General features: G+C 58.5%; 16 protein-coding genes. 9 read left to right on the plus strand and 7 right to left on the minus strand.

Annotated elements, in window-relative coordinates:
- Positions 1 to 61: 61 nt before the first annotated feature.
- The 3 genes from HALTADL_RS00270 to HALTADL_RS00280 form a co-directional block, all read right to left on the minus strand.
- Positions 62 to 286, minus strand: a complete 225-nt coding sequence (locus HALTADL_RS00270; protein ID WP_089673731.1) for a DUF5795 family protein — start codon at positions 284 to 286, stop codon at positions 62 to 64.
- Positions 287 to 416: 130 nt separating this feature from the next.
- Positions 417 to 1,439, minus strand: coding sequence for a DUF5794 domain-containing protein (locus tag HALTADL_RS00275; RefSeq protein WP_089673732.1), 1,023 nt, complete (start codon positions 1,437 to 1,439; stop codon positions 417 to 419).
- 6 nt (positions 1,440 to 1,445) lie between these two features.
- Positions 1,446 to 1,640 (minus strand): hypothetical protein, encoded by a 195-nt coding sequence (locus tag HALTADL_RS00280; protein WP_089673733.1) that lies wholly within the window; start codon positions 1,638 to 1,640, stop codon positions 1,446 to 1,448.
- A 299-nt stretch (positions 1,641 to 1,939) separates the two neighbouring features.
- Here HALTADL_RS00280 and guaB point away from each other — a divergent pair, with 299 nt between their 5' ends.
- The 3 genes from guaB to HALTADL_RS00295 all read left to right on the plus strand — a co-directional run bounded on the left by guaB (position 1,940) and on the right by HALTADL_RS00295 (position 4,725).
- Positions 1,940 to 3,430: an IMP dehydrogenase gene (guaB, locus tag HALTADL_RS00285; protein ID WP_089673734.1), complete on the plus strand. Its 1,491-nt coding sequence runs from the start codon at positions 1,940 to 1,942 to the stop codon at positions 3,428 to 3,430.
- Positions 3,431 to 3,646: 216 nt separating this feature from the next.
- Positions 3,647 to 4,300: a HalX domain-containing protein gene (locus tag HALTADL_RS00290; RefSeq protein ID WP_089673735.1), complete on the plus strand. Its 654-nt coding sequence runs from the start codon at positions 3,647 to 3,649 to the stop codon at positions 4,298 to 4,300.
- A gap of 137 nt (positions 4,301 to 4,437) precedes the next feature.
- Positions 4,438 to 4,725: a hypothetical protein gene (locus HALTADL_RS00295; RefSeq protein ID WP_089673736.1), complete on the plus strand. Its 288-nt coding sequence runs from the start codon at positions 4,438 to 4,440 to the stop codon at positions 4,723 to 4,725.
- Positions 4,726 to 4,847: 122 nt separating this feature from the next.
- On the opposite strand, the gene HALTADL_RS00300 is transcribed toward HALTADL_RS00295, so the two are convergent.
- A complete protein-coding gene (locus HALTADL_RS00300; protein WP_089673737.1) occupies positions 4,848 to 5,993 on the minus strand; it encodes a pyridoxal phosphate-dependent aminotransferase in 1,146 nt (381 codons plus the stop codon).
- Positions 5,990 to 6,478: an Lrp/AsnC family transcriptional regulator gene (locus tag HALTADL_RS00305; RefSeq protein WP_089673738.1), complete on the minus strand. Its 489-nt coding sequence runs from the start codon at positions 6,476 to 6,478 to the stop codon at positions 5,990 to 5,992. Before HALTADL_RS00305 ends, HALTADL_RS00300 begins: the two co-directional genes overlap by 4 nt.
- Positions 6,479 to 6,597: 119 nt before the next feature.
- On the opposite strand from HALTADL_RS00305, the gene HALTADL_RS00310 reads away from it, so the two are divergent.
- Both HALTADL_RS00310 and HALTADL_RS00315 read left to right on the plus strand, forming a co-directional pair.
- A complete protein-coding gene (locus HALTADL_RS00310) occupies positions 6,598 to 7,023 on the plus strand; it encodes an EamA family transporter (protein ID WP_089673739.1) in 426 nt (141 codons plus the stop codon).
- 197 nt (positions 7,024 to 7,220) lie between these two features.
- Entirely contained in the window at positions 7,221 to 8,129 is a 909-nt protein-coding gene (locus tag HALTADL_RS00315) for an AEC family transporter (protein ID WP_089673743.1), read from the plus strand.
- Between the two features lie 91 nt (positions 8,130 to 8,220).
- Here HALTADL_RS00315 and HALTADL_RS00320 read toward each other — a convergent pair whose 3' ends face one another.
- A complete protein-coding gene (locus HALTADL_RS00320) occupies positions 8,221 to 8,979 on the minus strand; it encodes a response regulator (protein WP_089673740.1) in 759 nt (252 codons plus the stop codon).
- 212 nt (positions 8,980 to 9,191) lie between these two features.
- Here HALTADL_RS00320 and HALTADL_RS00325 point away from each other — a divergent pair, with 212 nt between their 5' ends.
- Positions 9,192 to 9,974 carry a histidine kinase dimerization/phospho-acceptor domain-containing protein gene (locus tag HALTADL_RS00325; protein ID WP_162551638.1) on the plus strand — a complete coding sequence of 261 codons (783 nt, stop codon included), beginning with the start codon at positions 9,192 to 9,194 and terminating at the stop codon, positions 9,972 to 9,974.
- Positions 9,975 to 10,282: 308 nt separating this feature from the next.
- Here HALTADL_RS00325 and HALTADL_RS00330 read toward each other — a convergent pair whose 3' ends face one another.
- Positions 10,283 to 11,104 (minus strand): IS5-like element ISHla2 family transposase, encoded by an 822-nt coding sequence (locus HALTADL_RS00330; RefSeq protein WP_012660244.1) that lies wholly within the window; start codon positions 11,102 to 11,104, stop codon positions 10,283 to 10,285.
- A 38-nt stretch (positions 11,105 to 11,142) separates the two neighbouring features.
- On the opposite strand from HALTADL_RS00330, the gene HALTADL_RS00335 reads away from it, so the two are divergent.
- The 3 genes from HALTADL_RS00335 (at position 11,143) to HALTADL_RS00345 (ending at position 13,028) form a co-directional block, all read left to right on the plus strand.
- The gene (locus tag HALTADL_RS00335; RefSeq protein ID WP_265472952.1) at positions 11,143 to 11,523 is read left to right on the plus strand and encodes a sensor histidine kinase; all 381 of its coding nucleotides are present in this window, start codon (positions 11,143 to 11,145) and stop codon (positions 11,521 to 11,523) included.
- 93 nt (positions 11,524 to 11,616) lie between these two features.
- Complete coding sequence (locus HALTADL_RS00340) at positions 11,617 to 12,411, plus strand: ion channel (RefSeq protein ID WP_245708551.1); 795 nt, start codon at positions 11,617 to 11,619, stop codon at positions 12,409 to 12,411.
- Between the two features lie 53 nt (positions 12,412 to 12,464).
- Complete coding sequence (locus tag HALTADL_RS00345) at positions 12,465 to 13,028, plus strand: thioredoxin family protein (protein ID WP_089674006.1); 564 nt, start codon at positions 12,465 to 12,467, stop codon at positions 13,026 to 13,028.
- Positions 13,029 to 13,043: the final 15 nt, after the last annotated feature.

Raw genomic sequence — 13,043 nt, forward strand, 5'->3', positions numbered from 1 at the left:
TTGCGTGATCGGTAGTAAAGAGGTTTCGATCCCAACTGCCAGCAGGCGTCGTCCTTCTCGGCTACTGGTCTTCTTTCTCGCTCCAGTCGCAGTCTTGGCATTTGTACCCCGTCACGAACGCGGTCACACTCGGCATATACCCGACACTGATGACGTTGCCACCACACTCTGGACACTCTCGGTCGGCGTCTTCGATCTCGGTTGCTTCCATCGGGCGCTCGCCTTCAATCATTTCCGCCAACGTTTCGGAGGTAACCATCCGCCCCTCGACAACTCGGTTGCTCATACCTCCGATTCGGAGACCAACCCCTAAGAAGTTCCCGTACTCGACTTAGAGGCCACTCTATCCATGTGACAACTCACCACGCCGACCACGGCACAAAAAATACCGACTCCGTCTCAGCGCTACGGGAGTCTCAAAGCCACGGTGCCTGCGAGCTATCTTCGCTGGGATAGCCGTAGCCCACGTCGCCGCCCTCGACGGAGATCTCCTTGTTTGCCTCTGCACGGTCGACGTTCGCACTCATCACGGCCGACTCCGGCGATTTGCCGCCGGAGCCATCGTCAACTGCCGAGGCCGTTGCCGACTCCGAGCTGCTTCCGCTGCCAATCGGGTCGACACCGTCGACCGGTTCGGCACTCCCGTCGACGGTCCGGTCTCCCGCCGAGCCATCGTGATTGTCGACCGTCGTGGCGGCTGAAGCCGGGGCTGCATCGGGGTTGTAGGCAAACAGCGCGGTGACGATCAACACTGCCAGTGCGATTGGGGCGTCGGTCTCCAACAGCCCTAAGATGGGCAGCGCAAGCACGCCCAGTGCGACCGAACTCCCGAATCGGAAGCGGTCGATGTCGACATTGCCCCGGAGCTGTGGCGCGGTCAGCGCCACCAGCAGCGCAAAGCCAACACCAATGGCTGCGGTGGCGGTCGCCCGGGCGATCAACTCCGGATCGATCAGCAGGTCGACGACCAACCCACTGGGCTGGAGGCTGGCGATGAGCCCGAGCGCGATGATGATGCCAGGACTGGGCAACAGTTCACCGATCTTCGAGCTGGCGGTTTGGGCGGCGATAGCGAGGATCACCAACCCAGCAAACCGCTCGAAGATGACCATATTAAGCACGCTCTCGATGGTGAGTGCGAACACGGCTTCCAGAGCCGCCAGCGGTATGATCACCGCACCGATCAGCAGGATCGAGGTCACGATCTCCTTTGGACTGCCGTCCATCTCCGCGAGAATCACGGCCAAGGTAGCCGAGCCGCCGAAGATGAGCAGCCCCGTTTCGAGCATGCCGACGGCGGTGTCGAGGGTACCTGCCAAGATTAGCGCCACGAAGATGCCGTCGATCAACGGTAACGCCATCACCGTGGCTAACAGGCGAACTGCACCACCGACGCGTCGCTCCAACTGGAGCGCAACCGGGTGTTGTGAGACACTCATTCCGAACTAGTGGCCGTCACCATCGGCCAACTGGCGATAGGGTAACCCTCCGGCAGCGCTGTCGACGCGCCCGCCGATGAAGCCACCAAAAGTGGCTCCCAGTGTGGATACTGCCTTCGTCCACATCGGTGTAAAGCGAATGCCGGAGCGCTGCTGCTCGATGCCGGCCGTACGCGATGCGGTGTTCCACTGGGAGTTCATGGATGTAGGTAGACGTGCAACCTGCTTAAGCGTTGTGTGGGTGTGCGAAACACGCACAATTATTTGCCGATATAGTTCTGGTAAACATATCCTAACGCCGAATTTATGCGTATATATTTTATTTTTGTTCCAATTGTGAGACAAACGCTACTGGCATATTTTCAAAACACGACATTTCTACACGATTGTCTGTGATTGATTGGTGCATAAGGATGTATACCTGCGTGCGATCGGTGTGTCGTATCCACACAGGAGTGTTGACTCGCAACGTTTTTGCTTGATCCGCGATGACGGTTTATATGGCGAACGAAAATTCGGAGATGTCTTTCTCGCAGAAGCTACAGGTGCCGGAGGCGTTGACATTCGACGACGTGTTGCTCCGCCCGATGGAGAGCCGCATCGAACCCGACGACGCGGATCTCTCGACACGTGTGTCGCGTAACGTCGAACTAACGATCCCGATCCTTTCGGCAGCGATGGATACGGTGACCGAAAGCGACACCGCAATCGGCATGGCCCGCGAGGGCGGGATGGGTGTCCTCCACCGCAACATGGATATCGAGGAGACGGCCGCAGAGGTCAAACGTGTCAAACGCGCCGACGAACTGATGATCCGGCGGGACAACGTCGTCACTGCCAGCCCACAGCAGACGATCAGCGAGGTCGACCGCATGATGAGCCGAGAGGGCGTTTCAGGTGCCCCAGTCGTCGACGACGACGACACTGTCCTCGGCATTATTTCGGGCACCGACATCCGGCCCTTCCTCGAAGTCGGTGAGACCGACAGCGTCCGTGAGGCGATGACCGACGAGGTCATCACCGCCGCCGAAGACGTCGAGGCCCGCGAGGCACTCGAACTCATGTACGAGTACAAAATCGAGCGCGTCCCAATCGTCGACGACGAGAACCACCTCGTCGGCCTCGTCACGATGCAGGGCGTTCTCCAACGCCGCGAACACCAAGAGGCCGCCCGCGATGAACACGGACGGCTGGTCTGTGGTGTCGCGGTCGGCCCCTTCGAAAAAGACCGCGCAACCGCTGCCGACGAGGCTGGCGCGGACGTGCTGTTCATTGACTGCGCACACGCGCACAACCTCAACGTGATCGAGTCGGCCCGCGAGATCAAGGAGACCGTCGACGCCGACGTCGTCGTCGGCAACGTCGGCACGCGCGAGGCGGCCGCCGAGGTCGTCGACTTCGCCGACGGGATCAAGGTCGGCATCGGTCCCGGCTCGATCTGTACCACCCGCGTCGTCACCGGAGCCGGAATGCCACAGATCTCCGCGATTGCGGAGGTCGCTGACGTCGCGGCACCCGAAGACGTCCCAGTGATCGCCGACGGTGGGATTCGCTACTCCGGCGATGCGATCAAGGCAGTCGCCGCGGGCGCGGACGCAGTGATGCTCGGCTCCTACTTCGCCGGAACCGAGGAGGCTCCCGGCCGGGTCATCACGATGAACGGCAAGAAATACAAACAGTACCGCGGGATGGGCAGCGTCGGCGCGATGAAATCCGGCGGCGGTGACCGCTATCTCAAGGACGCCGACGAGGGCGAAGAGTTCGTACCGGAGGGTGTCGAAGCTGCAACCCCTTATAAAGGAACCCTCGCATCGGAACTCCACCAGCTCGTCGGCGGGATGCAGTCCGGGATGGGCTACGTGGGAGCCGAAACGCTTCCCGGCTTCAAACAGCGCGCCGAGTTCGTTCGCGTCTCCTCGGCCGGTCAGACCGAAGGCCACCCACACGACGTGATGATCACCGACGAGGCCCCGAACTACAGCCCGGAGTAACGCTCGAGTAGTCAGTTCCTACTGGTTTTATCACCATCCTAACCAGAATATTTATATCCGATAATTGATTCCTATTAGATACTACAGTATCTCACACTCTATGTATACTCCACATCAGCAGTTCTTCAAGTCGACAGGGCAGCGAACCAAAGGGGTATTTTCATATATCCTCGCCTACGACGGGATAAGTGTGACCGCTGAGGGATTTAGGGAGCCATGAACGACGACCGCCCACTCGTTCTCGTCGTCGAGGACGAAGCCGATCTAGCAGACTTGTATGCAACGTGGCTGAAAGCTGACTACCGCGTTCGGACGGCCTACGGCGGCGAGGAGGCCCTCGAAAAACTCGACGACGAGATTTCGGTGATGCTTCTAGACCGGCGTATGCCGGGACTGTCGGGCGACGAAGTGCTGGATGCCGCCCGTGAGCAGGGTATCGACTGTCCGGTATCGATGGTAACGGCTGTCGAGCCTGACTTCGATATCATCGAGATGGGGTTCGACACCTATCTCGTCAAGCCAGTGACTCGGGATACGCTCATCGAGACTGTCGAGGATCTCCTCTCCCGAAGCTCCTACGACGAGGGAGTGCAGGAACTCTACTCGCTGGCATCGAAAAAGGCGCTGTTGGAGTCAGAAAAGGGACGTTCTTCGCTCGAAGACAACGAAGAGTACCAAGAGCTCTCCGAGCGACTCAAAGAGTTGCGTGAAGAACTCGACGATACAATGGGTTCCTTCGAGGATCACGACGACTTCGTCGGATTCTACGAGGCATTCGATTCACCCGACGAAGACCAAGACTTCGATTTCGATGCCGACGATAGTGAGTTCGAAACTGACGATGACGACACCGACAGCTTCGAGTTCTGAACACGGTCGACCACGCTGTTTTGGCTGGAAATCATCGATTCTGACGGCTGTTCTGTACTGTACCCAGTCGTATTACGGACACGAGTTGGTCGACATCTGGTGACAACGTTTTTTCACCAACTCTGTGTAATCGGATCATGGGCGTACGTGATGCGTTATGGGAGATCGAGTGCGCCATCGGGGATGCGTTTGATCAGCCCAACCGAGAATCCGACCGACAGACAGCCCAGTCCCGCCGAAGCATCTACGAACAGGCGCTGATCGACGTCAATCAGCAGGCCGGTTCGGAGGCGATGCATGCACTGAGCAGTTGGATCGAGCGGGAGATCAGAACCTCCAGGCGACTCCCTGCGAGCCACGAGGTGCGACAGATCGGTACCGAAATCTGTCGACGAACGACACCGAATGTCTCGCTGGACCTCTGATGATGTTCTTTGTAATAAAACAGTACCCTGACCGGCAGTAACCACCAACTACGGCTAGTAACTACTAACTACGACTAGTAACCACTGACTACGACCGTGATCTGAGCTGTCACCGGTGGCTGCTATCGATTTTGTAGGAAGGTTTCGAGTCGGTTCATCGCCGTTTTGAGTTCTCGCATGCTCGTCGCATACGAGACACGAAGGTGGCCCTCGCCACCGTCGCCGAAGACGCTCCCGGGGACGACGGCCACACCCTCTTCTTTGAGGAGTTGCTCGGCGAAGGCCTCGTCGTCGCCGCCACACTTCGGGAAGGCGTAGAACGCCCCACGGGAGGTAAAGCAGTCGAGGCCCATCTCCTCGAACCGCGAGAGGACGAACCGTCGACGGCGGTTGTACTCGGTGGCCATCTCGGTGACGGCGTCCTCACAGCTTCGCAATGCCTCAATGGCGGCGTACTGGGCGGTCGTCGGAGCCGACAGCATCGTATACTGGTGGACGCGGTTCAGCGACTCGATTGCGTCAGCTGGAGCCAGCATGTAGCCCAACCGCAGCCCCGTCATCGCGTAGGCTTTCGAGAAGCCGTTGATGACGACCGTTCGCTCCCGCATGCCCGGCATCGACGCAATCGAAGTGTGGTCGCCGTCGTAGGTCAGCGCGGCATAGATCTCGTCGGCAATGACAGCGATGTCGTTGTCGACACAGAACTCTGCGACGGCCGCGATCTCCTCGTCGTCCATCACAGCTCCCGTCGGATTGTTGGGATAACAGAGGACGAGCAGATCGGCCTCATCCGCGCCGGCGGCCGCCAGCGCCTCCGGAGTCAGGGCGAAGTCGTCTGCTGCGTGTGTCGGCACACCGAGTGGCTCGCCGCCAGCGAACTGGATTCCCGGCCGGTAGGAGATGTAGTTCGGTTGGTGGATAGCGACCGTGTCGCCCGGCGAAATGAACGCTCGGAGCGCAAGGTCGACGGCCTCGCTTGCGCCGGTGGTGACGAGAACCTCCGTATCGGGGTCGTAGTCGTGGTCCCAGCGACGGGAGTAGTCACTGATTAACCGCCGTAGGTCGGCCATACCACGGTTGGAGGTGTAGGAGGTCCGGCCCTCTTCGAGCGAGTGGATCGCCGCACTCCGGGCGGCCCACGGTGTCGAGAAATCCGGCTCACCGACACCGAGTGAAATCACGTCGTCGCGCTCCTCGGCCAGCTCGAAGAACTTGCGGATCCCGGACTCGGGCACGCTCGCGACACGGTCGTTGGGCTGGAGCGTCATGGCGACACGGAGAGTCGGTCGTCACCGTCACGGTCGCCGAAGTCGATACCGGCCTCCTTGTAGGTCTCCATGATGAAGTGGGTCACCGTCTGGGTGATCTCCGGAATCGGCGCGATCTGGTTGGAGATGAACTTCGAGACGTCCTGCATCGAATCACCCGTGACCTCAATGGCGAAATCGTAGTCGCCCGAGACCAGTCGGAGCGACTGGACTTCCGAGAAGCGCGCAATGCGGTCGGCGATCTCTTCGTACCCCGTTTCGCGGTCGAGTTCGACGTTGAGTTCCACGAACGCCGAGACGCGTTGCTCGTCGGTGTTGTCCCAGTCGATGACGGCCTGATACCCCTTGACTGTCCCCTCGGCTTCGAGTTCGTCGAGCAACTCCTCGACGGTCTCGCTGTCCACCCCGAGCTGTCGGGCAATATCCTCGGTCGACTCCCGGGCATCGGTCGACAACACTGCGAGTAGTTCGCGTTTGGCGTCCATACCACTTCTGTCAGTTCCGACTCCATATGGTTTGCGACACTTTCGTGGGAGACAACCTCACACAGGAGTGCTGTCGACTGGTGCAGAACCGATAACTTCACGCACCGCAGAGTGTGTGTATGAGCTATCTCCCGTGGGCCCTCGGTGCGCTGGCTGCCTACACGTTAGTGCCGCTGTTGATGCGGGTGGCGACGACCGGTGCAGATGCCATCCCGAGCGACGTTGCGACGGTTATTTCGAACTCGGTTCTGGTCGTTGGCGCGCTGGCGGTGATTGTCGGGACCGATCAGCGTGTTACGCCGCATCTCAGCAGCTCGAAAATTCCGTACGCGCTCGCTGCGGGCATCTGTCTGGCGATTGGGATTTTGGCCTACTACCGGGCGCTTTCGCTCGGCCCAGTGAGCGTCGTGACGCCCGTCTTCGGCATGTTTCTCGTGACAAGTTCGATTTTCGGGATGGCGCTTCTCGACGAGCCAGTGACGGCACGGAAAATTGCCGGCATCGGCTTTGCGGTGTTTGCGGTGTATCTCGTCACCATCGAGTGACTGCGACTCGGTGTCGCGCGTTCGTCTCAGTGTCGTGCATTCGTCTCAGTGTCGTGTGTTCGTCTCAATCGACACTCTGTTGGGTGTGAGTGTCTCTCGTTGCAGCATCCTATCGAGGGAATCAAACCGTCGACAACCCCAAATCCAGTATGGTTGTTCTCCCCAGCCTCTCTGAACTCCTCGCGCTGCTCGCCAGTATGGACGTTCTCATTCGCCTCTGTGGACTCCTCGTGGTGCTTCTCGTTGGCACCGGGCTCCGACGCGGCGGGATCTTAAATGCGAGCCGGACCGAGCGGCTCAACGCGGCCACCTACTACATCGCACTGCCGGCACTCGTCTTCACGGCGACCTACGATCAGGATATCGCCGCGATCATCACTCCAAGGCTCGTCGGTGGCGTGGTCGGCGTGCTTCTGGTGACGGCCGCGATTGCGTGGCTGCTCAACCGTCGACGGGACGTCCCGGCTCGACAGAGCGTGGCGATGATTCAGTCCTACCACTCCAATTTGGGGTATCTCGGCCTCCCACTCGTGGCCGCGACGTTCGACGCGGAGGTGACTGCTATCGCCAGTGTCGTCCTCGGGATCGGCTCACTGGTACAGGTGCCGATCACCGTTCTCATCCTCGTGACGATCAACGGGGCCGACACCCGGCTGGTCGACCGGCTTGCTCAGTTGGCGACGAACCCGGTGTTGCTCGCGCTGCTGGCCGGAATCGCGGTCGGCTCACTGGGCCTCCCGGTAGCCCAGCCGGTGACGGTGGCTCTCGATGGGCTGGCAGCGCTGGCCCTGCCGCTGGCGTTGCTCTGTGTCGGTGCCACGCTGGATGTCGACGGCCCCTCGGTCGACCTCGGCGCGACCGGCTCGGTCGTCGGCCTGAAACTCGTCGTGATGCCGGCCCTCGCGTGGCTCGCGTTTTCCGCACTCGGTGTGGGGACATCGACGTTCACCGCGGCGGTCGTCATGCTCGGGACGCCGACGGCGGTCTCGACCTACGTGTTTGCGAACGAACTCGGCGGCGACAGCGAGTTCGCCTCGCTCAACGTCTTCGCGACGACGCTGGTCTCAGTCGGCTCGTTGTTCGTGCTGATTCGACTCGTTTCATAAATTCGACTCGTTTCATAAGATAGAGAGCACGGCACGCGAACAGTCTCACCTGATGTCGACACTCACTGAGAGTCGACGACTAACTGAATCTTCACCGAGAGTCGACAGCCAACTGGATCTGTCGGGCAAGGTCGTCGAACTGAGTCGAATCATGGGTTTTCCGCACGTAGCCGGTGACGTTGTGTTCGACTGCCTCGCTGGCTACGTCTTCGCTCCCATGGCCCGTAAACAATAAAAACGGGATCTTCGAATCGGCCTTCCGAACGGTTTTAAGCAGATCCAGGCCGCTGGCGGCTGGCATCTGCAGATCGCTGACGATACAGTCGAAGCGCTGGTCGCTAAGGACACTGATCGCCTCATCGACACTCCCGGCAGTCATCACCGACAATCCGTCGTGTACTGACTGCAGGTAGGTTTCGATGAGATCCGTAATATCCGGATCGTCGTCGACGATGAGAACCCGTCTCTCCGCGGCTTCCGAGGCATCCGTCGGTGGATCGAGTTGGACTCCGAGATCCGTTCCAACCGCGAGGTCGAGCCACTCGCCCAACACCGTGGGATCGGCAGTGAGTTCGACGGTCTCGTCGACCGGATTGAACGTCAGCAGGCCCAGACACTCCAACTTCGGGATGTCGAGATGATACAGTGTCGGGAACGTCAGGCTGTCGACCTCATCGGTCGACTCCACCTCGGTCCCGCGTTCGACGGCCTCGACCAGTTCGTCGACCGTCGCAGAGCCGTTCTGCCGCAGATGAAACAGCAGTCGTCGTCGGTTGGTAGTCATGATCGCTTCTATAAGCGTATCCGTCTGGCTCGGCCCGCCTCGCTCCTGTGTGGATGTCTCGTTCATACACCAATCTGTACATCATAGAATACATACGTATTTAAACAAGTATGCGGTTTAATTGCTGTACGCCAGCAGTATCGTCGACTATACGATACGTGGGCTACTCGGAAACAGTCCCGACAGGCATCGGCTACCGAGTCGTAGTTACCAGTCGCCGATTTTTCACGACACGCCGCACCACGAGTCTTCTATACCATGACCTCGTCTCTCAAATCATGTCCCGATTTCCGCGGCTCATCGTCGCGTTGGGCGGTCTGTTCGTCCTTTTTGCCGTGGCTCGGGTTTACGACACGGCCACGTCACTCACACTGGGTCCCGATGTGGTGTTCGATACCGTCTTGCTCGTTTTTACCGGGCTCGTGTTCCTTTACGTTGGACTCAAGCTGCCTGCATCCGATATCGAACCGCAACACTATCCGCATATTGTCGCCTGGTTTCTCGGCGGCATCGGTGTGATGTTCGGCTTTCTCGTCCTCCGTGAGCTCCATCCGGCAGTCGACGCCGACTGGACGATTGGCACACAGGCAATCGCCTTTACGATCGGCTCAGTCGGTGGGCTGCTGATCGGCATCCAGCGAACGCGAGCGATCACCCGGACCCAACAGCTCCAAGAGCGCAACCGAGAACTCGATGCTCGCAACCGGGAACTGGATGATCGCAAACGGGAACTCGACCACCAGAACCGTCGACTGGAGAACGTCATCGGCATTATCTCCCACGACCTTCGGAGTCCGCTGTCGGCGACAAGTGGCTGGATTATGTTGGCCGAAACGGAACACAGTAGCCAGTACTTGCCGAAGGCAACCGGCGCGCTCGACCGGATGGGTGAGATCATCGAGAACACGCTGGCGCTGGCCCACCACGGGGAGGCGGTCGTCGAGACCGAACCGTTCTCGCTGGCAGATATCGCCACCGAGTGCTGGGCAATCGCCGGCTCGTCGACCGCCGAGCTGACCGTTGTCGATGACGCCCTGTTGTGGGGAGATCGGCTTTGTTGAAATCCTATTGAACTAACACTTTTAGCAGTGACACAGCTGCTACGTAGATGTGGGAATTGGCTGTTTCTTGAGCGATTACTCACTTACAACCCGTTTTTTATAGACTAGATATGCTAATGGAAGCATTAGAACATAGATGACGGTAGTCATGGCTAAAAATAGCTCACTAGAATCTACTGCTAAACTGTAGAATAGACCGAGTCCAACGAGACCATATGCTACAGCAAGTGTCCAAATTACTTTTGACATACATAATGGGTTAATGCCTGATGAGATAACGATTGTGGGACCTTTGCTCTGTACTGATCTTAGAGGGCTCGGTCGATATTGTGGACAAGACATCTAAGAACGAGTTCACGGAACTGTTTCCACCATTGTCGGGAGCGAACGAAGGCACCGTACTTTCGTTTGAGCGTTGAGTTGACCGTCTCTGATTGACTTCTCTGTCCGTAGAGATCAGCGTCTAAGCGTGCGTTCCATGCCTTGTGGAGAGATGTGAACTCACGATGCTTAATCAGTGGCCGAACCTCGTGGTGACGGGCAAGTCGTCTGATCTTCTGGTCGTCGTAGCCTTTGTCACCGAGCAGAATGTCGATGGTCTCGGGGTTGCGTTTGATCAACGATGGAGCGATCTGACTATCGTGTTTTCGTGTCGTCGTCACGTGCAGATCGAGAATTGCGTTCACTTTCGTATCTACCAACAGCGTCACTTTGAGCTGCTGAATCGTGAGTTCAGCCCGTTTCGTGTAATGTTTTGAGGCGTGACTGCGGTCGAACCCTGACGCATCAACTCCAACGATTCCACTCGTCGGAAGTAGCGTCGCTGAGAGAGTCAATACAACACGCCATACAGCCATATCAAGCCGATTGAACGCCTTACAGAGCGTTGATGGCGTAGGTAGTTCAGTTAATCCAAGAGCTTGACGAATGCGTGGCATCTCGATCAGTTCGTCAAGCAGACCACGATAGGTCGTGTTCTTCCGAACTTTGAGACACAGTAGAACAACGTGCTGCGGGAGTGTATAGCGGTGTTTAGAAAACTTCGAGGAGTATCGAGAGACTGCTCGGCGTGCTAGGTGGATCGCCTTCTCAGTAAAACGGAGAATCTGCGACTTCGGGAGGGTCTTCATCTCATGGAATTACACGACAAACATGTAAATCTTCAAGGATTTCAACAGAGCCGGGAGATCGAGACCGAGTCAAACACGTCTTTGAGAACATCTTCCGCAATAGCGTTGAACATGGTGGACCCAGTGTTTCGGTTCGTACTGGACTCGTCGGGACGGAGGGGATCTATATCCAAGACGATGGCCCGGGCATCCCGGCAGCCATTCGACCCGATATCTTCACTTCCGGCTATACGACCACGAAGGGCGGCACCGGGTTCGGATTGGCAATCGTCGCAAAAATCGTCGACGCCCACGATTGGTCGATCCGGCTGGCCGAGGGCGGGGGCGGCGCGCGGTTCGAGATCACCGGAATATCGCTCACACCCAGTCAGGAGATAGACGATGCGATGGCTGCATCCGACCACCGGAGCGCAGTATAAGGCACGATGCAGACAGTGATCCACCCATCCCTGTTGTATCGGTATCCTCATCACTTGGTATCTGCAAGCATTCCCACTAGCAGTCATCTCAATATGGTTCGCGGTATCTTCAATCGAGTCGGCTTCTTACTCCGTGACCGGCAGACGCGAGCCGGCCGCGCGACGAACGCGGTGCTGTACGTGCTCAACACGGCGTTCATTCTCCTGTATATTCTGTCGACCTACGACTTCCCTGCGCCCACGCTTGTGATGATCCGAGCGCTTGAACTCGGACTCGGTGTCGTCTTCCTCGGGGAGTACGCCGTCCGGGTCGAATCCGCCGACGACAGATGGGCCGAAGTCACCAACCCCTACACGATCATCGATCTGGTCGCCGTCCTCCCGCTGTTCGTGTTTCCGGGACTCGGTGCGGAGTTTCTCCGAGGGTTCTCGACGCTCCGTATTTTCCGATTTTTGCGGCTGGTTGTCAACGAACAGCAACTGTTCGGGAAATCGATCCGCATCCAGACGATCCGCAGGCTGGAGCTGTCGATGACGATTTTTCTCATTTTCTTCATTACGACCGGCTTCGTCTACGCCGCCGAATCGGTGGCGAACTCCGAAATCTCGAACTTCGGTGATGCGTTCTACTACACGGTTATTGCCGTCTCGACGGTTGGCTTTGGTGATATCATCCCAGTCACCGCGTTTGGACGCTGGATCACGGTCATCGCGGTGCTGGTCGGGTTCGTGTTGATCCCGTGGCAGGCGACCCGGCTCCGCACGCTGTCGACCACGACTGACACAGGGTGTCCGCACTGCGGCGAACCGGTCGCTACTGCTGACCGCTACTGTCGACACTGTGGCGACGCGCTGGTCGACGAGAGCCGCTACGAGAACCAGTACTAAAAACCGATCTCCGCAGTCCAAATCCATTTGCACAGCGACCGCCAACAGTCGGTATGGTACTCAAAGAGTCAGACTCCGAACTCAGCCGTGGCGACGCGGCCCCCGCGTTCGAACTCGACGGAACCGATGGCGACACCTACAGTCTCGATTCGTTCGTCGACAACGAGGCCCTGCTGTTGATCTTTACTTGCAACCACTGTCCGTACGCCAAAGCCAAGTTCGACCATCTCAACGAGTTGGCCGACGAGTTCGACGACGCCGCGGTCGTCGGTATCAACTCCAACGCCAACCCCGAGTACCCCGACGATGACTTCGAAAGCATGGTCGACCTCGTCGACGAGGGTACCGTCGACTACGACGCCTACCTCTACGACGAAACCCAGACCGTCGCCCACGAGTACGGCGCGGTCTGTACACCCGACCCATTCCTCTTCGCCCACGAAGACGGCGAGTGGACGCTTGCGTACCACGGTCGACTCGACAACGCACTGAATCCAGACGACGAGCCAACCGAGTTCTACGCTCGGGAGGCAATCGAGTCCGTGCTGGCCGGTGAATCGGTCGACCACGACGACCTGCCGTCGCGTGGCTGTTCGATCAAGTGGGTCGACGAGTAACGAGATGCGTACTGC

The organism is Halohasta litchfieldiae (genome assembly GCF_002788215.1).
In the GTDB taxonomy this organism is placed as follows: domain Archaea; phylum Halobacteriota; class Halobacteria; order Halobacteriales; family Haloferacaceae; genus Halohasta; species Halohasta litchfieldiae.